Consider the following 17,134-nt stretch of genomic DNA (forward strand, 5'->3'; position numbering starts at 1 on the left):
ACCCTCAACCGGTGCTGTGCCCGAGCAGGACATGGGCCGCCGCCTCCCGGTCGGTGTCCGTGTCGACGAAGGACACGACCACCGGTGTGCTGCCGGTGGGGCCGTCGGCGGTCGCGCGCAGCCGGTAGCGCTCGACGCGGACGGCGTCACGGGCGAGGGGCCCGCCGCCCGCGTACAGCGACAGGGGCCCGGCGTCGTTCGCGACGCGCAGTTCGGCCGGTCGCCAGGTGCCGGAGGCCCGGTCGAACCGCTCCAGCAGGAAACCGGAACCGGGCCCCGCACCCCCGCCCCGCCGGTCGCCCGGTTCACCGACGAGCACCTCCATCTGGAACGCCACGAGCAGATGCCGGTAGTCGGCGGAGTTCCCGTTCCGCAGGGTGACGGTGAACTCCTGCGCGGCGCCGCCCCGTACGAGGGTGAGCCGACCGCCGCGGGTTTCCACTGCGACGGTCAGCCGGGTGGGTGCCGCCGGTGCGTACGGTGTCGCGGCCGATACCGCCGACGGGGCTCCGGCAGTCGCGACCGCAGCCGTGGGGGTGGCGGTGGCCGAGACCGGTTCCGACGGCGCGGCAGAAGGCACGGACGAGGACGAGGGGGAGGCCGGCGCGGACGAGGACGCGGGCGGGGCCGCGGCCTTCGGGTCCCCGCCGCCCCCCTTCGCACACCCGGAGGCGCCTGCGAGCAGGACGACGGCCACGGCCACGACACACAGGCCACCGTGGTGAACTCGGGCTACGGGCATGGGATCGGTTCCCCCGGGGTCGACGACGCCAGGAACCTAACAAGCCGGTACCGCGCCGACGAGCCCGATCGGGCCTCGGGGCGGCGACGGTTCGGTCACGGAGGCGGGCCCGCCCCTCACCGCCCTCAGCGCAGCGGCTTCTCGAAGCTGAAGGCGGTCACGGCCATCCGCTCACGGAAGTAGAAGCGGTGCGCGTCGGTCCGCTGGGTCCCGGAGTCCAGGGTGAGCGCGGTGCACAGGGCGGCCCGGGCGTGCTGCTCCAGGTGCCCGAGCAGCGCGTGGCCCACACCGCCGGAACGGGCGGCGGCCGCGGTGACCAGATCGTCGACGTAGAGCTTGCGGACCATGGACGTGGTGGCGACGATCCGCCAGCCCGCCGCACCCACGCACACGCCGTCCGCGTCATAGGCCGCGGTGAAACGCAGGCCCTGGCCCCGCCCTTCCTCGAGCACCGAGAGGAACAGCTCCTCGGTGAGGTGGGGACGCAGTTCGAGCAGCACGGGAAGGAGGTCGGCGGTGAGCCGGGCGTCACCGGGCTCCAGGTCGATGATCTTCATGGCGGCAGCGTAACGGGCGCGACGCGGCGGGCGGCGGGCGCACGGCGGCGGTCGGGGCGACGAGAGGGCCGCGACCTCGCGAGGCTGCGGGCGACGTGTCGAAATGGGAGGGACGGCTCCGACGTCCCCTGCGAGAGGCTCCGATCCGGGAGCGCGACCAGAAGGAGTGGCACCCCATGAAGTACATGCTGATGGTTCTCGGGAGTCAGGCGGACTACGACGCCATGGGCGGCCGGGCGAGCACCGGCAACCCCGCGTGGTCGGAGGCGGATCTCAAGGCGATGTTCGACCACATGGGCGCCCTGAACGACGACCTCGCCGAATCGGGCGAATGGGTCGACGGCCAGGGCCTCACCGAACCCCGCCTGGCCAGGCTCGTGACCGCGGGCGCCGACGGAACGCCCGTGATCTCCGACGGCCCCTACGGCGAGGCCAAAGAGGTGCTCGCCGGCTACTGGATCGTCGACGTCCCCGACTTCGCCAGGGCGGCCGAGATCGCCGCCCGCGCCCACGCCTGCCCGGTGCCCGAGGGGGCACCCAACTACCCGGTCGTCGTCCGGCCCGTCGACACCGCATCGGGCACCGAGATGTGATGGCGCACCCCGCCCCCGAACCCGCGAGCGAGGACCTGCTGCGCCGGCTGGCGCCGCAGGTGCTCGGCGCGCTCCTGCGCCGCTACGGACACTTCGACGCGGCGGAGGACGCGGTGCAGGAGGCACTGCTCGCCGCCGCCCGGCAGTGGCCCGAGGAGGGCCGCCCCCGCAACCCGCGCGGATGGCTCATCCGTGTCGCCTCCCGCCGGCTCACCGACCAGCTGCGCAGCGAGGACGCGCGCAGGCGGCGTGAGGAGACGGCCGCGGCGCTGACCCCGCGCGACGCGTTCGTGGCACCGCCACCGGGGGAGGGCCGTGTCCCCGCCGAGGACGACACCCTCGCCCTGCTCTTCCTCTGCTGCCGTGCCGACCTGCCCGCCGCGGGCCGGATCGCCCTCACCCTGCGGGCCGTGGGCGGCCTCACCACGGCCGAGATCGCCCGCGCGCTCCTCGTGCCCGAGGCCACCATGGCGCAGCGCATCAGCCGTGCGAAACGGCGCATCAGGACCTCTCCGTCACCGTTCGGCACCCCCGCCGACACAGCCGACACAGACGACAACGAACACGAACGGCACCAGGACCAGGACGAGGACCAGGACCAGGACGGGGAACGCGCACGGGCGACGCGGCCGGCCGACGTGCTCCACGTGCTCTACCTCATCTTCAACGAGGGCTACACGGCAACCTCCGGCCGTGAACTGCACCGTGCCGACCTCGCCACCGAGGCGATCCGCCTCACCCGCGCGGTCCACACGCTGCTGCCGGACGACGGCGAGGTGGCCGGCCTGCTGGCGCTGATGCTGCTCACCGATGCCCGGCGCGGCGCGCGTACCGGTCCGGACGGCAGCCTGATCCCCCTCGCGGAGCAGGACCGTACCCGCTGGGACCGGGACGCGATCGCCGAAGGCGTCGCGCTGGTCAGCGATGCCCTGACCCGCACGCCGCTCGGCCCGTACCAGCTGCGGGCCGCGATCGCCGCCGTCCACGACGAGGCGGCGAGCGGGGAGGACACCGACTGGGCGGAGATCCTCGCCCTCTACGAGGTGCTCGTCCGGCTCGTCCCCGGACCCGTGGAACGCCTGGGCCACGCGGTCGCCGTGGCCATGGTGCACGGACCGCGTCCGGCCCTGGACCTGCTCGCCGAGTTGGACGACGACGACCACCTCGCCGGGTACCACCGCCTCGAAGCCGTACGGGCCCACCTGCTGGAGAGCGCCGGTGACCGGGCGGCGGCCCGCGCCGCGTACGCCAAGGCCGCCGGCCTCACCCTCAGCGCCCCGGAGCGCCGCTACCTCCGGTCCCGGGCGGCCCGGATCGCCGAATGAGCCCGCGCGGCGGACCCCGCCGTCCGCATGCCGGACATGGTGCACGGCTGTCGGACCCCGGCCCTACTCTTGATCACGTGAGCCCGACCCCTGACGACCACCAGGTCCGCGAACGCACCCTCGCCGAGATCAACGCCGACATCCGCTGTCTCTTCGCGCGCGCCGAAGGCCGCCTCTGCGACGCGGAGCGCGTCCGCCACGCCGCCCTCCTCCAGGAGTGGGCCGCGGCCGTGCGCGCCTCGGTTGTTCCGGCCGCCTGACCGGACGGCTACTGCCGCACCGCCGGGACGGCGGGAGACTGGGCGTGCCTGGCGCGCTGCATGGCCGTCAGCCTGATGACGAAGAGCGGCAGGAGGACGGCCGCCACGATGTCGAGGACGTCTCCCAACAGCATGGCTGCGACCGCGTGGCGAACGGCGCCGGGGCCCTGGGCGAGGCTGTAGCCCATGCCCCCGCACCACGCCAGGACCCGGGCCGCCACGAAGACGACCCACCAGACGTTGACCAGGGTCAGCGGGAACCGCCGGAAGCCTTCGTCCGCCCCGAGGGGCCTGCTCGACACCCAGGTCGCCGCCGCGATCCGGTTCGGCAGCCTGAGGTTGGCGAGCGGCACGAACCGGGCACCGACCGCCACACCGGATGCGGGCGCGTCCGCGCCCCGCGCGAACACCCGGGCGTTCGCGCGCACCAGGTGGGACCAGACGAAGAACACGGCGCACGTGACGATCAAGGCCTTGGACTGGACCGAGGAGGCCATGAGGAACAGGCTCTCGCCGCTGCCCGGTTCGGCGTCGCCGACCGCACCGGGGTCCGCAACGAGCCGGCCCATGAGCGCCCACATGCTCCAGTCCGCGTGGACGGCGTACGCGCTGCACCCGGCGAACAGCACGCACACCACGGTCAGCGCGACGGCCAGAACCACGGCCGGGCGCAGCCGTACGCCCGTGGCGACGGGCCCGGCATCCGGGGACGGGACCGGGGAACCGGCCGGAAACGTGGACATGCTGAAGCAACCCCCCACGGGTACAGGACAGGAAAGGGCGCGCCGAAGAGTGCGGGCCAGGCAGGAACCTACGGCATCCGCACGATCCGCGTCACACCCGTTTCCCCAGGTCGCAGCCGGGCGAACCGCGCGGCGTCCGTCGACCCGCCGTGGCTCAGAACGACCGGAATACGCCGTCCGGATCGGCGAGCGCCCCGTACGCGAACTCCTCGAAGTCCAGGTTCGCGATCGAAAGGTTCGCGTGGACGTCGTGCACGGCGGCCGGTGCGGTGCGGAACTCGCGGGGCGCCGGGGAGTCGACGAGCTCCCGGTAGTACTCGGGGTCGAGGTCTTCGTCCTCGGCCCCGAGGTCGAGGGCGAGCAGCGCACGGTGCGGGGACCGCATCGTGACACCGTCGGCGAGGAACACCACGCTCAGGTCCTCGTCCCGGCCGACCGCGGCGATGACCGCGTCGGACGCGGCACCGGACCAGACCGGGTCGTCCACGACGTGGACGGAGGCCTCGAACTCCGCGTCCACACCCCGCTCGCGCAGGTCCGCCACCACCGCACGCCACGCCGGTTCGTCGTCGTAGTCGGTCCTGACGACCAGCGCGGCGAACTCGTCACGTCCGACAACCTCGGGCAGCATGTCGGCCCCTCCCTCGAAAGCGAGGCCCCAGGTTACGTCCTGCCCGGATCCTGCGATCATGGCGGGCGTGACGAGAACACCTGACCCGCGCCCCGACGAAGCCGTCCTGGAGGCACTGCGTGCCGCGGTCCCCGCCGACCGGCGCGAGCCGCCCCTCGGGTACGCGGCCGTCGAGGCGTGGGAGGCGGAGAACGGGGTGGCGCTGCCGGAGCCGTACCGGTCGTTCGTCGCCGAAGTCGGCAACGGCTCCACCGCGGGTCCGAGCGACGCCGGGCTGCAGGCCCTCGGACAGCTGCCCGCGTGCTGGGCCGACGAGGGGCCGAGGCGGCCGGGCGCGATGTTCCCGCTCGAGGACGAATGGATCTGGGAGGAAGACGAGCCCGCCGACGACGAGGACGCCCGGATCGACGCGGTGTTCTCCCACGGCTCGATCGTGCTCTGCGCGCAGGACGACCAGGCCTTCTGGCTCCTCGTCACCACGGGACCGCAGCGCGGCCGGGTCTGGCTGGTCACGGACGTCGGCGCCAGCCCCGCACCCGACGGCGAACCGGCCGGATTCGCCGAGTGGCTCCGGCGCAGGGAGGCCGGCGCCAACGGGTGGGGCTGACGGGCATGGCACGCGGGGGCGACCTGGGTACGGCCGCGCCGCCAGGCCGCCCCGCCGTGTACCTCGCCCGGCTCGCCGAGCCGTTCAGGCGGCCGCGGAGCGGCTGAGGACGCGCCGGAGCCAGCGCGTGCGGGCGTCGCGCGCCTCCCGGCTGAGCGCCGCACCCGGCGCGAGGGTGTCGAAGCCGTGGAAGGCCCCGGGCCACACGTGCAGTTCGGCCTCGCCGCCCGCCTGCCATATCGCGTTCGCGTAGGCCACGTCCTCGTCGCGGAACGTCTCGGCGGACCCGACGTCGATGTAGGCAGGGGGCAGCCCGGACAGGTCGGTGGCCCGCGCGGGGGCCGCGTACGCCGGCACGTCCGGGGTGCCGTACAGGTCGCCGAGCAGCGCCTGCCAGGCCGTCGCGTTGGAGGTGCGGTCCCAGACGTCGACGCCGGCCATCTGGCGGCCGGAGAAGGTCGCGTCGCGGTCGTCGAGCATCGGGCACAGGAGGAGCTGGCCGAGGGGCCTCGGCCCGCCCCGGTCCCGGGTGAGCAGGCCGAGCGCCGCGGCGAGGCCGCCGCCGGCGCTCTTCCCGCCGATGACGATGCGCTCCGGGTCGACGCGCAGGTCCGCCGCGTGGGCTGCCGCCCAGACGAGACCGGCGTAGCAGTCCTCCACCGGTCCGGGGTGGCGTACCCGGGGTGCCAGCCGGTACTCGACGGAGACGACGGCCATCTCCAGGGGCAGGGCCCACTCGCGGAGCAACTGCGGGAGCACCACCGAGGCGTTGCCCAGGACCATGCCGCCGCCGTGCATGTAGTACAGCAGGGGCAGCGGCCCGTCGAGGCCCGCGGGCCGCGCGCTGACCAGCGTCACGTCGGGCCCGCCGGGCGGCCCCGGCACGCACAGCTCGTCGACCTCGAAGCGGCCGCCGTCCCGGAGCTCCCGCACGGTCGGCCGCGGCCGCACGGCGACGTCCCGCGCCTGCCGGGCCGCGAGGTTCTCCGGCGTGAACGGCTCCCCGGCCGCCCCGCCCCCCGAGGCCGCCAGCGCCACGGCCAGCTCGGCGTCGAACGGGGGCGCACACCACGCCACGGAGTCGGGGCCGGGCCCCTTTCGCGCGAGATCCATGCCCCCAGTCAACCACCCTCCCCGGAACCGGACATGGCCTCCGACCGGGAGCCACCCAGGGTCTGCCCATGGTGCCGGGCGGGCGGACCGGCGCTCCACCGCTACGCCCGACCGCCGTCCGGCTCCGGGGCCGCTGCCGCGCGTTCGCGCAGCCGTCGTTTGTCCGGCTTGCCGCGCGCGGTCAGCGGGAGCTCCCGCACCCAGAACACGGTGGTGGGCCGGTGCGCCCGGGCCAGCGCCCGCTCCACCAGGTCGCAGGCCTCACCGGCCGCCCCGGGGCCCGGCGCGCACCCCGCCGCCGGCACCAGGAAGGCGCACACCTCCTCCCCGGTGAGATCGCTGTGCCGGCCCACCACCGCGGCCCGCGCCACGGCGGGATGCCGGGCGAGCGCCGCCTCCACCGGCACGCAGTACACGTTGTCCCCGTCGACCATCACCACGTCCACGGCCCGGTCGTCGAGGTACAGGTAGCCGTCCCCGTCGAAGTGCCCGAGGTCCCCGGTCCGCAGCCAGCCGTCCCGCAGCACCTCGGCCGTCGCCCCGGGGCTGCCCCAGTAGCCGGACATCACCGCCGCCGACCGCGTCCACACCTCACCCGTGCGCCCGGCCGCCACCACCGCCCCCTGCCCGTCGCGGACCTCGGCCTCCACCCCGTCGACGGGCCGGCCCACCGACGCCAGCAGCTCCGGCCGCCCGGCCACCGCCGCATCGTGGTCGGCCGGCGTCAGCCGGCAGATCACCCCGGCCTCGTTGGTGCCGTAGCCCTGCCGCCACTGCCCGCCCCAGCGGGTCACCGCCTCCCGCAGCCGCTCCGGATGGACCGGGGAGTCCCCGTAGGAGACCACCTCCAGCCCCGGGACCCCGCGGGCGGTCACCGGATCGTCCAGCAGCCGGTACACCATCGATGTCGTCAGATACGTCGACACCGGCCCCAGCCGCAGGCAGGCCGCCGCGAACTCCCTCGTCCCGAACCGTTCGAGGATCTCCACCCGCCCGCCCGCCCGGAACTGCTCCAGGCACCGACCGCCGGCCCGCTGCGCGAGCGAGGTGACCGACAGGTGATCCGTCTTCGCCCAGTCCGCGGGCCGTACGGAGTTCCGCGCGGCCATCGCCCCGAAGGTGGAGGCGACCCCCTTGGGCCGCCCCGTGGTCCCGCCGGTGTACGTCACACGCGCCACGTCACCGTCCCGCGCCCGCACGGAAACCGGCCCGGCCGCGCGCCGGCCGGCCGCCCGCAGCACCGCCTCGTCCAGGCCCAGCCGGCGGGCCCCCGTGGCGGGCACCGGTACGTCGTGCACCACCAGGTCCGGCCGGCAGTCCCGCAGGACGAAGTCCAGCCCGTACAGCGCCGGTCCGACGACGACCTGCGTCAGCCGCGCACCCAGCAGATGCGCGGCGATCCGCACCAGCAGCACCTCCGGCCGGTTGGCGCCCGCGACACAGGCCAGCCCCGCGCCGCGCCCGATCCCCGCATCGGCCAGCACTCCGGCCAGCCGCCAGGCCGCGTCGAGCACCTCCTGGAACTCCAGCACGACCGGGCCGGCCCCCAGCGCGGGCCGCCCGGCGTGCCGCTCGAACGCCGCGACCAGCTCCGTGACATACCGCGCGGCCACCATGTGCGATCCGCCTCCCGCCGCCGTACCGGGGGCGATCGTACGGTCACTCCCGCCCCACGCGGCGCCGCCACACGGGCCGCGGGCGCACCGGCCGCCGCCACACCGGCGGCCCCCTCCACGGAAGGCCGGGCCGGCGGCATCATGGGCGTCATGACGACCGAATCCCGTGCTCGTTCATTCAGTTCAGCGGCGGCGCGCTACGCCGCGAGCCGCCCCTCGTACCCGCCGGAACTCTTCGACGCGCTGGCGGAACTGGCCGGCTTCCCCCTGGCCGGCTCCCGCGTCGCCGACGTGGGAGCGGGTACGGGAATCGCCACGTCCCTGCTGGCGGCGCGCGGCGCCCGCGTGGTCGGGGTGGAGCCGGGCGAGGGCATGGCCGCCGAGTTCCGGCGGCGCAACCCCGGCACCCCGCTGGTGCGCGCGGACGGCAACAGGCTGCCCCTGTCCTGCGGATGCCTGGACCTGCTGACGTACGCGCAGTCCTGGCACTGGACCGATCCGGACCGCGCCGTGCCCGAGGCGCTGCGGGTGCTGCGGCCGGGCGGGGCGCTGGCGATCTGGCACAACGACCCGGACGTCACGGTCGGATGGATCGCGGAACAGCAGGCCCGCATCGAGGCCCGGTTCGGGCCGGGCTGGTACATCAACGAACGTGCCCGTCCGCAGGACGGGCTACGGTTCACCGGCCGTCACCTGCCGTGGTCGCGCCGGGTCCCGGTCGACACGCACCTGGCCAAACTGTCCACTCATTCCCTCTTCCTCGTCGGCGAGCCCGGTACCGACGCCTTCCTCGCCGACGAACGGGCCCTCCTGATGGACCGTTTCCCCGACGGGTGGGTGGAGGAGCACTACGTGGTCGAGCTGAACGTGGCCGTCCGCGGAGGTTGACACGGGGTGCCGCCAATCGGGTGAAGCGCCGGAACCGACCGCCGCCCCGCCCGTTGATCAAGGCGCTCACCCCCATGCACGCGTGTGACATAAGGACCCCTGATGCTCAAGAAGATTATGGCCACCGCCGCCGCCACCGCCTCCCTCGTCGGCGCGGGTGCCGCAGTCGCCGCCCCGGCCATGGCCATCGGCAACGACAACGGCGTCAACACCGTCAACGGCAACGGTGCCCAGCAGATCTACGGCAACCAGAAGACGGAAGGCGACCAGAGCCCGCAGCTCGGCCTGGTCCAGGGCACCCTGAACAAGCCCTGCATCGGTCTGCCGGTGAAGGTCAACGCCCAGTCCGTGCTGGCGCTCATCGCCAACGTCGGCGTCCAGGACATCAACGTCCTGTCCAACCCGCAGAACCAGCAGTGCGCCGAGAACTCCACCCAGGCCAAGGGCGACGAGTCCCTCTCCCACATCCTGGACAACATCCCGGTCCTCTCCGGCAACGTCTCGGCCGGCAGCTGACGCAGTCCCCTTGTACGAGCCGGGGCCTCCGACGCCTGCGCGAGTGCCCACGGGGCCCCGGCTTGTTCCCTCCGGATCCGTCGATACGCCGGTCCGGCGGTTCGAACGGCGCGCGCCGGCCCGGCGGCCGGCGGCGTGGGCACCGAACGTCACACCACAGAGCCTCCCGCCCGTCCGGGCCGGAGGCTCTGTCGCGCGTGCACCGCGTCCCGCGCCCTCACCGCGCAGACCGCCCGCCGTCGCCCTCGCCGTGATCGTGGTGCGGCGGCGCGACGTGTGAAACCGGCTGAGCGGCGCCCCATCCGGTAGCTTCGGTTCCATGACCACTGAGCCGCAGAGCTTCGAGATCCTGGTGGTGCCCGAGCACATCGAAAACCTCCGTGGCGCCTCCCCGGCGGACCGTGCCCTGAGGTCGGCCGTGGTCGAGGCGACCGGCGAGCAGGGGGCCTCCGGATACCCCCGCTACCGGGGGGAGGGCGTGGAGGCCGACATCGACCCCGCCACGCGCACCATCGAGGCCCTGCTCGTCGACGGCGCCGAGTTGGACTACGGGCTGATCGCCATGATCGCCCCCGAGGACAAGGGGCGGGGCGCCCGCCGCACGTAGGGGCCCACGGACGGGTGAACCGGGGCGTTTCGGTCGTGTTGATGTTGGCCGGGAGCGGGCCAGCGCGGCCGGGGTGCCGCGCCGTAGCGTCACTCCCATCGGGAAACACGTGAGAGGCGCGCACGGAGGAGCCGACGGATGACCAAGCCCGTTCCCCAGCAGAGGAGTTCGCATGCCGCCGTGCAGGAGGTACTGGACCGGGCGGTGAGCACGGCCGGCCTCCCCGGCATGGTCGCCGAGGTCCAGGACCGCCGGGGCCGGTGGTTCGCAGCGGCGGGGGTGGCCGACACGGCGACCGGCCGCGAGCGGCGGCCCGAGGAGCAGTACCGCATCGGGAGCACCACCAAGACCTTCACGGCCACGCTCGCGCTCCAGCTCGCCGCCGAGCGCGAACTCTCCCTGGACGACACCGTGGAGCGGTGGCTCCCGGGCCTGGTCAGGGGCAACGGATACGACGCCGGCGCGATCACCGTCCGGCACCTGCTCGGCATGACCAGCGGGCTCTTCAACTACGCCGTCGACGAGTCGCTGCTCTCCCGGCACTACGGCCCGGCCTTCCTGGAACACCGCTACGACCGCTTCAGCCCCGAGCAGCTCGTGGAGATCGCGACCAGCCACGCGCCCGACTTCGCCCCGGGCGAGGGCTGGACGTACAGCAACACCGGCTACGTCCTGGCGGGCCTGATCATCGAGAAGGCGAGCGGCCGGACCCTCGCCGACCAGCTGGAGCGACGCATCGCCCGGCCGCTCGGGCTGACCGGAACGTACCTCCCGGACGCGGGCGAGCACGGTCTGCGCGGTCCGCACGCCCGTCTCTACAGCAAGAACTTCCTCAACACGCCCGACGCCGAGATCCACGACGTGACGGAGCTGAACACCAGCTTCGCCTGGTCGGCCGGCGGCATGGTCTCCACCGCCGGGGACCTGAACCGCTTCTTCGCGGAGCTGCTCGGCGGCCGGCTGCTGCCGCCCGCCCAGCAGGAGGAGATGTTCGCGGCCCGTCCGGCCCCCGAGGGCAAGTGGATCCCCGGCGCCTCCTACGGCCTGGGCATGTCGTCGATGACGGTGTCCTCGGGCGCGACGGTCTGGGGCATGGGCGGCGCCATCAACGGCTCCTTCTGCTACACGTACGGCACGCGCGACGGCGAGCACCTCGTCGCCCAGAGCGTCAACGGCGACTGGGACGACCCGATCGGCATCTTCACCCAGGTACTGGAGGCCGAGTTCGCCGGCGACCGCCCGGCGTGACACGCGGCGTCACGCCGGGCGTGACGCACGGCCCGGCCCCGTCGTGCCGGGCCGGGCCGTGCTTCGGTCGTCCGGGTGGATCAGCTCACGGGCTCAGCTCACCTGGAGGGTGACGTCGTCCACGACGAAGGAGGTCTGGAGGGACTGGTCCTCCACGCCGTTGAACTTCAGGGTGACGGTCCGGCCGGCGTACGCCGACAGGTCGTAGGTCTTCTCGGCGTAACCGGAGTTCGCGTCCAGGTTGGAGAAGGACGCCAGCGTCTGGCCGGCCACGGAGACCGCGAACCGGTCGTAGACGACGCTCTCGTTCTCGTCCGTGTCGATGTGGAGGAAGAACGAGAGCCGGTACGAGGCACAGCCCGAGGGGATGGCCAGCGACTGGGAGGCGCTGTCCGTGTGGGTGGAGCCGTACCCGTTGTGCCAGGCCTTGTAGCTGCCGCCGTGGGGGACCTGGCCGGACTGGTTGGTGATCACGCCCGCGGTCGCGGTCCACGGGCTGGAGCCGTTCTCGAAGCCGCCGTTGACCACGAGCTGGCGCGGCGTGCAGCTGCCGCCGCCCGTGACCGTCAGCGTGTAGGTGGTGGTGTGGCTGACGGTGCCCGAGCCGGTGACCGTCAGGGTGTAGGTGCCCGGCGCCGTGCCCGCACCGACCTGGACGGACAGCGTCGAGGAGCTGCCGGACTGCACGGAGGCCGGGCTGAGGGTGGCGGTCACGCCGGACGGCGCGCCGGAGACGGAGAGCGCGACGGTCTGGGCCGCGCCGCTCACGGTGGCGGTGTTCACCGTCGCCGAGGCGGAACCGCCGGGAGCCGCGCTGCCCGCGGAGGGGCTGACGCCGATGGAGAAGTCCTGAGCGGGGGTCTCGCCGCCCACGGCCTGCTTCCAGACGGCGTAGGCGACGCCGTCCGCGCTGCGGTTGAGCACCGTGGCGTTGATGTTGTTCGTGGTGTCGCAGGAGCTGTGGTAGCAGGGGTCGTAGGCGGCGTTCGCCGTGCCGCCCCACTTCGAGGCCTGCGCCGAGGTCTTGCGGGCGCTGGCCCCGGCCGCGTAGCCGGAGGTGGGGATGCCGCCCTGCTGGAAGGAGTAGTCGTCGCTGCGGCCCTGGCCCTCGGTGTTCTCCTCGGGCGCCAGGTTCAGCGAGGTCCAGTACGCCTTGAGCGGGGCCGCGGTGGCGGAGTTCAGGTTGTTGATGAAGTAGCCGCCGTTGGTGGAGCCGACCATGTCGAAGTTGTAGTAGCCCTTGATGGCCGCGCGCTGGGCGCTGCTGAGCTGGTTGACGTAGAACTCGGAGCCGTTGAGGCCCTGCTCCTCGTCGGTCCACCAGGCGAAGCGCACGTGCTTGGTCATCGTCGGGTTCTTCTCGGCGAGGACGAGGGCGTTCTCCAGGAGGGTCGCGGAGCCCGAGCCGTTGTCGTTGATGCCGGGCCCGGCCGAGACGCCGTCCAGGTGGGCGCCGAACATGACGGTCTGGTCGGCGGGGCCGCCGGGCCAGTCCGCGATCAGGTTGTTGGAGGGGTAGGTGCAGGTGGTGCAGTTCTGCTCGGTGACCGTGTAACCGGCCGCCTGGAGCTTGCCCTTCACGTAGGCCAGCGACTGGGTGTAGCCGGCGCTGCCCGCACGGCGGTGGCCGCCGTTCTGCGTGGCGATGGTGTTGAACTGCGTCAGGTGCGCCTGCACCTTGGCGACGTCGATGTCCGGCGGGTCGTTGCCGGGCTGGGTCCCGCCCACGTTCAGCGTGTAGTCGACCGTGTGCGACAGGGCCGTGCCCTGGCCCTTGACGACGACCGTGGACGTGCCGGGCGCGGCGTTGGAGGTGGCGGTCAGGGTCAGCACCGAGGACTGGCCGGACTGCACGGTCGCCGGGTTGAAGGAGGCGCTCACCCCGGCCGGCAGGCCGGAGGCGGTCAGCGTCACCGACTGGGCGGTGCCGGTGGTGACGGTGGTGCCGACCGTGGTGGTGACCGTACCGCCCTGCTGGACGGTGCCCGACGAGGGGCTCAGCGTCATCGAGAAGTCGTTGTTCTGGCCGCTCGGGGTGCAGGTCGGGTCGGCGGTCTGGGCCGGCACGCTGATGGCGTCCCAGGCGCCCTTGGTCCGGTTGAAGAGGTCGCAGGTGGCGTCCAGCGACTTCGCCGAGTTCAGCGTGGCCGTGCGGTACTTCTTGTAGGACATGCTGCTGGTCTTCAGCAGCATGCCGCCGTAGAAGATCTTGCCGGCGTTCTGCACGCCCACACCGGTCAGGGTGGTCCCGTTGCAGGTGCTGCTGCTGGGCTTGCCGCCGCCCGGGCTGGTGCCCTCGGCCAGCAGGTAGAACCAGTGGTTCAGGGGACCGGCCGCCGCGTGCACCTCCGTACCGGGTATCGCGGAGCTGTAGCAGGCCGGGTCGTTGTTGACGGCCGGCGGGTTGTACATGTTGCGGATCGGGCCGCGGCCCTGGAGGTTGATGACCTCGCCGACCGTGTAGTCCGGGGTGTCGTACGGGGCCGGCTGGTTGATGTACGCCTCGGTCAGCGCGCCGAAGATGTCGCCGGTGGCCTCGCCGAGTCCGGCCTCCTGGCCGCTGGTGCCGCCGGGGGTGTTGGAGTCGATGGCGTGCCCGTACTCGTGGGCCACCACGTCGACGCCGGCGATCCACTCGTTGGCGCTGTTGCGGCCGATGGTGACCGAGCTGCCGTCCCAGTAGGCGTTCAGGTCGTTCAGGCCGACCTTGGCGGGGAAGCTGCGGCCGTTGCCGCTGACGCCGTTGCGGCCCAGCCACTGGGAGAGCATGTCCCACTGCTTCTGCGCGGCGAACATCAGGTCGACGCAGCCGGTCTCCTTGCTCGTGGGGTTGCCGGTGCCCCAGGAGTCGGAGGACTTCGTGAAGACCGTGCCGGTGCTGTAGTCCGCGCAGCTCAGGCCGGTGCGGTTCGGGTCGCGCAGCGTGTACGTGGAACCCGAGTTGGTGGTGTCGATGGCGATCGGGCCGGGCCCGTTCCACTTGCTGTTGCCGGTGCCCGCGACCACGTCGTCGTAGCTGTCGACGAAGGCGCCGGTGCGCGCGTCGACGAAGACGTGGAGCTTGCTGGGCGCGGTCCGGGTACGGCCGCTCAGGACCGTCTCCCAGGCCAGCACGGGCTTGTCGTCCTTGAGCCGGACGACGAGCCGGCTTCTCTCGACCTTGTCGACCGCGGCGAGCTTCGTCCGCGACGTGGCCTCGGCGTCCTTCGCGGACACCGAGGCACGGGTGGCGATGTCGATGCGTACGGAAGAGGCGGACTGGAGGGCGCGGACCTTGCCGGCGCCGTCGGCGAGGACGACCGCGTCGCCGCCGACGACCGGCAGGCCGCGGTAGCTGCGCTCGTACGACACCGAATAGAGGTCCTTCACCCAGGGGGTGACGAGCCGTCGCTCGTACTGCTCCTGCGCGGAGTTGACCAGGGAGTCGAGACCGCTGTCGACCGCCCGGTCGGCGGCCGCGACCGCGCGTGCGGCGGGGGTGTCCTTCTGGGACGGTGCGGGCTGCGCCTGCGGCGCTGCCGATGCCGTCCCGGCCAGGGCGCCGGCGAGGCTCGCGGTCAGCGCCATCGCTGCCACGGCCGCCGTCCATCTGGTGGGCTGCAACGTCCACTCCGATCGTGGGGGGTTCGGGGATGAGTGGGTGTTCGTTCGCGGCCGAGTATGAGCGTGGACATGACGAGAATGGGACATCCCGGAAGGCATAAGACCCGCGTTATGGTGCGGTCGCGCCGCCCTGCGTACGCTGCCCGGATGCAGCTGGAGTTGAGGCATCTGCAAGCCGTCCTCCGGATAGCGGAGGCGGGCAGCCTGGGGGGCGCGGCACGGCGGCTCGGAGTCTCGCAGCCCGCACTGTCCGCCCAGCTCAGGCGCATCGAACGGGTCACCGGGGGCGAGCTGTTCGTCCGGGGTAGGGGCGGGGTGGAGCCCACGGCGCTGGGCCAGTTCGTCCTGGCCAGGGCGCGCCGCGTACTGAGCGAGATGGACGCCCTGGGGGCCGAGGCGCGCGCCTTCTCCACCGGCGGCCCGCTGCGCCTCGGCTGCATCCTGCTCGTGCTGCTCGACGGCCTCCTGGCTCAGACCGACCTGTCGATGTCCGGCCGGGAGATCGCCGTGGACCTGGAGGACTCGGTGACCGCGCTGGCCCGGATGCTCGGCGCCGGACGCTACGACGCCATCGTCTACGGCGAGGTCAACGACCACGAAGTGCCGCTGCCGGAAGGCACCTTGGCCAGGACCCTGATCCCCAAGGAGCCCTTCGGCATCAGGCTGTCCGCGAGGCACCGGCTGGCCGGCCTGGACCGCGTCGACCTGGCCGACCTCGCCGGGGAACCGTGGATGACCCCGGTGGAGGACGACGACGGCGGTCCCGAGGCCCTCGTCGCGGCCTGCGCGGAGGCCGGGTTCAGCCCGTCACTGCGCTACCGGATCACCGACCGCAAGATGCACTACGACCTGATCGCGGCCGGGCGGGCGGTCTCGCTCAGCCAGCCGACGGCGCCGACGGCCGAGGGCACGGTGCTGCGCCCGCTCGTCGGCAGCCCCATCACCGGACGCATCCGGCTCGCCTGGAACCGCTCGGCCCTCTCGGCCGGCCAGGCCCAGCAGCTCTACCGGGCGGCGGCCCGCGCCTACCTGGCCAACGTCGACAACAACCCCTTCCACCGGGAGTGGTGGGACGCGCACCCGGAAGTGCACCCGGTCATCGACTGACGCCTCGGCCGGTCGGCCGAGGCGTCACTCTTCGGGTGTCGGGTGTCGGGTGTTGGGTGTTGGGCGTCAGCTGCGGCGGTGGGCGGTCAGGAGCAGGTACTCCCACTCCATGACGCCGTCCGTGGTGTGCTCGGCGGCGAGGGCGTCGAGCGCCGCGTCCAGGGCCGCGACCTTCTCGGGGTCGTCGCCGACCGCGCGGTACACGGCGATGGTCGGCCCGTAGCAGGCCTTGAAGAACTCCCGGAAGTCCGACGGGTTCTTGAAGAGGGTCACGCGGACCTTGGCGCGGCGGGCGACGACATCGGTGACCGCGTCGCCGAGCAGCTCGTGGACGTACTCCTCGCTGCCCCACAGCGGCGGCGGCTGCACACCGGGCGGGGGCGGCGGGGCGTACGGCTTCATCGTGGCGAACAGCCGGCCGACGAACCCCTCGGGGGTCCAGCTGATCAGCCCGACCGTGCCGCCGGCCCGGCACACGCGGAGCATCTCGTCGGCGGCGGTGCGGTGGTGCGGGGCGAACATGATGCCGATGCACGACATGACGACGTCGAACTCGCCGTCCGCGAAGGGCAGGTCCTCGGCGTCCGCCTCCCGCCACTCCAGCTGCGCGCCCTGTACGGCGGCCAGGTGCCGCCCGACCTCCAGCAGCTCGGGGGTCAGGTCGGAGGCCACGACGTCCGCCCCGGCCAGCGCGGCGGGGACGGCGGCGTTGCCGGAGCCCGCGGCGATGTCGAGGACCCGGTCGCCGGCCCGGATCCCGCACTCCTTCACCAGCAGGGGCCCCAGCGGGGAGACGACGTGGGAGGCGACGGACGGGTAGTCGCCCAGCGCCCACATCGCACGGTGCTTGGCCTTCAGGGTGCGGTCGGCCTGCCGCGCCTCGCTCGCATCGGTCATGACAGCGTCCTCCAGCGCTCGAAGCGGTCCTTCCCCGAGCGTAGGGACGTTCCGGCGGACCGGCCCGTCGGGGCGGCCAGC

17 protein-coding genes are annotated in these 17,134 nt (G+C 73.3%); 9 read left to right on the forward strand and 8 right to left on the reverse strand.

Annotated elements, in window-relative coordinates:
* Positions 1 to 4: 4 nt before the first annotated feature.
* Positions 5 to 442 (reverse strand): hypothetical protein, encoded by a 438-nt coding sequence (locus tag AB0O53_RS03850; RefSeq protein WP_365193081.1) that lies wholly within the window; start codon positions 440 to 442, stop codon positions 5 to 7.
* A gap of 425 nt (positions 443 to 867) precedes the next feature.
* Positions 868 to 1,299: a GNAT family N-acetyltransferase gene (locus AB0O53_RS03855; RefSeq protein ID WP_350989594.1), complete on the reverse strand. Its 432-nt coding sequence runs from the start codon at positions 1,297 to 1,299 to the stop codon at positions 868 to 870.
* A 176-nt stretch (positions 1,300 to 1,475) separates the two neighbouring features.
* Here AB0O53_RS03855 and AB0O53_RS03860 point away from each other — a divergent pair, with 176 nt between their 5' ends.
* The 3 genes from AB0O53_RS03860 to AB0O53_RS03870 all read left to right on the forward strand — a co-directional run bounded on the left by AB0O53_RS03860 (position 1,476) and on the right by AB0O53_RS03870 (position 3,477).
* Positions 1,476 to 1,892 (forward strand): YciI family protein, encoded by a 417-nt coding sequence (locus tag AB0O53_RS03860; RefSeq protein ID WP_350989596.1) that lies wholly within the window; start codon positions 1,476 to 1,478, stop codon positions 1,890 to 1,892.
* Positions 1,892 to 3,217, forward strand: coding sequence for an RNA polymerase sigma factor (locus tag AB0O53_RS03865; RefSeq protein WP_350989598.1), 1,326 nt, complete (start codon positions 1,892 to 1,894; stop codon positions 3,215 to 3,217). The genes AB0O53_RS03860 and AB0O53_RS03865 overlap by 1 nt, the downstream gene beginning before the upstream one ends.
* 77 nt (positions 3,218 to 3,294) lie before the next feature.
* The gene (locus AB0O53_RS03870; RefSeq protein ID WP_350989600.1) at positions 3,295 to 3,477 is read left to right on the forward strand and encodes a hypothetical protein; all 183 of its coding nucleotides are present in this window, start codon (positions 3,295 to 3,297) and stop codon (positions 3,475 to 3,477) included.
* A gap of 8 nt (positions 3,478 to 3,485) precedes the next feature.
* On the opposite strand, the gene AB0O53_RS03875 is transcribed toward AB0O53_RS03870, so the two are convergent.
* Both AB0O53_RS03875 and AB0O53_RS03880 read right to left on the reverse strand, forming a co-directional pair.
* Complete coding sequence (locus tag AB0O53_RS03875; protein ID WP_350989602.1) at positions 3,486 to 4,220, reverse strand: DUF4328 domain-containing protein; 735 nt, start codon at positions 4,218 to 4,220, stop codon at positions 3,486 to 3,488.
* Between the two features lie 154 nt (positions 4,221 to 4,374).
* Entirely contained in the window at positions 4,375 to 4,851 is a 477-nt protein-coding gene (locus AB0O53_RS03880) for a DUF6924 domain-containing protein (RefSeq protein ID WP_350989603.1), read from the reverse strand.
* Positions 4,852 to 4,918: 67 nt separating this feature from the next.
* Here AB0O53_RS03880 and AB0O53_RS03885 point away from each other — a divergent pair, with 67 nt between their 5' ends.
* The gene (locus AB0O53_RS03885) at positions 4,919 to 5,458 is read left to right on the forward strand and encodes an SMI1/KNR4 family protein (protein WP_350989605.1); all 540 of its coding nucleotides are present in this window, start codon (positions 4,919 to 4,921) and stop codon (positions 5,456 to 5,458) included.
* Between the two features lie 84 nt (positions 5,459 to 5,542).
* Here AB0O53_RS03885 and AB0O53_RS03890 read toward each other — a convergent pair whose 3' ends face one another.
* Complete coding sequence (locus AB0O53_RS03890) at positions 5,543 to 6,571, reverse strand: alpha/beta hydrolase (protein ID WP_365193085.1); 1,029 nt, start codon at positions 6,569 to 6,571, stop codon at positions 5,543 to 5,545.
* 101 nt (positions 6,572 to 6,672) lie between these two features.
* On the reverse strand, positions 6,673 to 8,187 hold the full coding sequence (locus tag AB0O53_RS03895) for an AMP-binding protein (protein ID WP_350989611.1): 1,515 nt from the start codon (positions 8,185 to 8,187) through the stop codon (positions 6,673 to 6,675).
* A 150-nt stretch (positions 8,188 to 8,337) separates the two neighbouring features.
* Here AB0O53_RS03895 and AB0O53_RS03900 point away from each other — a divergent pair, with 150 nt between their 5' ends.
* The 4 genes from AB0O53_RS03900 to AB0O53_RS03915 all read left to right on the forward strand — a co-directional run bounded on the left by AB0O53_RS03900 (position 8,338) and on the right by AB0O53_RS03915 (position 11,446).
* Positions 8,338 to 9,075, forward strand: coding sequence for a class I SAM-dependent methyltransferase (locus AB0O53_RS03900; protein WP_365193087.1), 738 nt, complete (start codon positions 8,338 to 8,340; stop codon positions 9,073 to 9,075).
* A gap of 102 nt (positions 9,076 to 9,177) precedes the next feature.
* A complete protein-coding gene (locus AB0O53_RS03905) occupies positions 9,178 to 9,591 on the forward strand; it encodes a rodlin (protein WP_350989615.1) in 414 nt (137 codons plus the stop codon).
* Between the two features lie 319 nt (positions 9,592 to 9,910).
* The gene (locus AB0O53_RS03910; protein ID WP_350989617.1) at positions 9,911 to 10,198 is read left to right on the forward strand and encodes a hypothetical protein; all 288 of its coding nucleotides are present in this window, start codon (positions 9,911 to 9,913) and stop codon (positions 10,196 to 10,198) included.
* A gap of 138 nt (positions 10,199 to 10,336) precedes the next feature.
* Positions 10,337 to 11,446: a serine hydrolase domain-containing protein gene (locus AB0O53_RS03915; RefSeq protein ID WP_350989619.1), complete on the forward strand. Its 1,110-nt coding sequence runs from the start codon at positions 10,337 to 10,339 to the stop codon at positions 11,444 to 11,446.
* A gap of 93 nt (positions 11,447 to 11,539) precedes the next feature.
* Here AB0O53_RS03915 and AB0O53_RS03920 read toward each other — a convergent pair whose 3' ends face one another.
* Positions 11,540 to 15,022, reverse strand: a complete 3,483-nt coding sequence (locus tag AB0O53_RS03920; protein ID WP_435886586.1) for a M28 family peptidase — start codon at positions 15,020 to 15,022, stop codon at positions 11,540 to 11,542.
* A 174-nt stretch (positions 15,023 to 15,196) separates the two neighbouring features.
* On the opposite strand from AB0O53_RS03920, the gene AB0O53_RS03925 reads away from it, so the two are divergent.
* Positions 15,197 to 16,156, forward strand: a complete 960-nt coding sequence (locus tag AB0O53_RS03925; protein WP_350989621.1) for a LysR family transcriptional regulator — start codon at positions 15,197 to 15,199, stop codon at positions 16,154 to 16,156.
* A 66-nt stretch (positions 16,157 to 16,222) separates the two neighbouring features.
* Here the strand turns inward: AB0O53_RS03925 and AB0O53_RS03930 are convergent, their stop codons facing one another.
* Positions 16,223 to 17,053 carry a class I SAM-dependent methyltransferase gene (locus AB0O53_RS03930; protein WP_350989623.1) on the reverse strand — a complete coding sequence of 277 codons (831 nt, stop codon included), beginning with the start codon at positions 17,051 to 17,053 and terminating at the stop codon, positions 16,223 to 16,225.
* Between the last annotated feature and the right edge of the window lie 81 nt (positions 17,054 to 17,134).

Source organism: Streptomyces erythrochromogenes, assembly GCF_040684695.1.
Lineage (GTDB): Bacteria > Actinomycetota > Actinomycetes > Streptomycetales > Streptomycetaceae > Streptomyces > Streptomyces erythrochromogenes_C.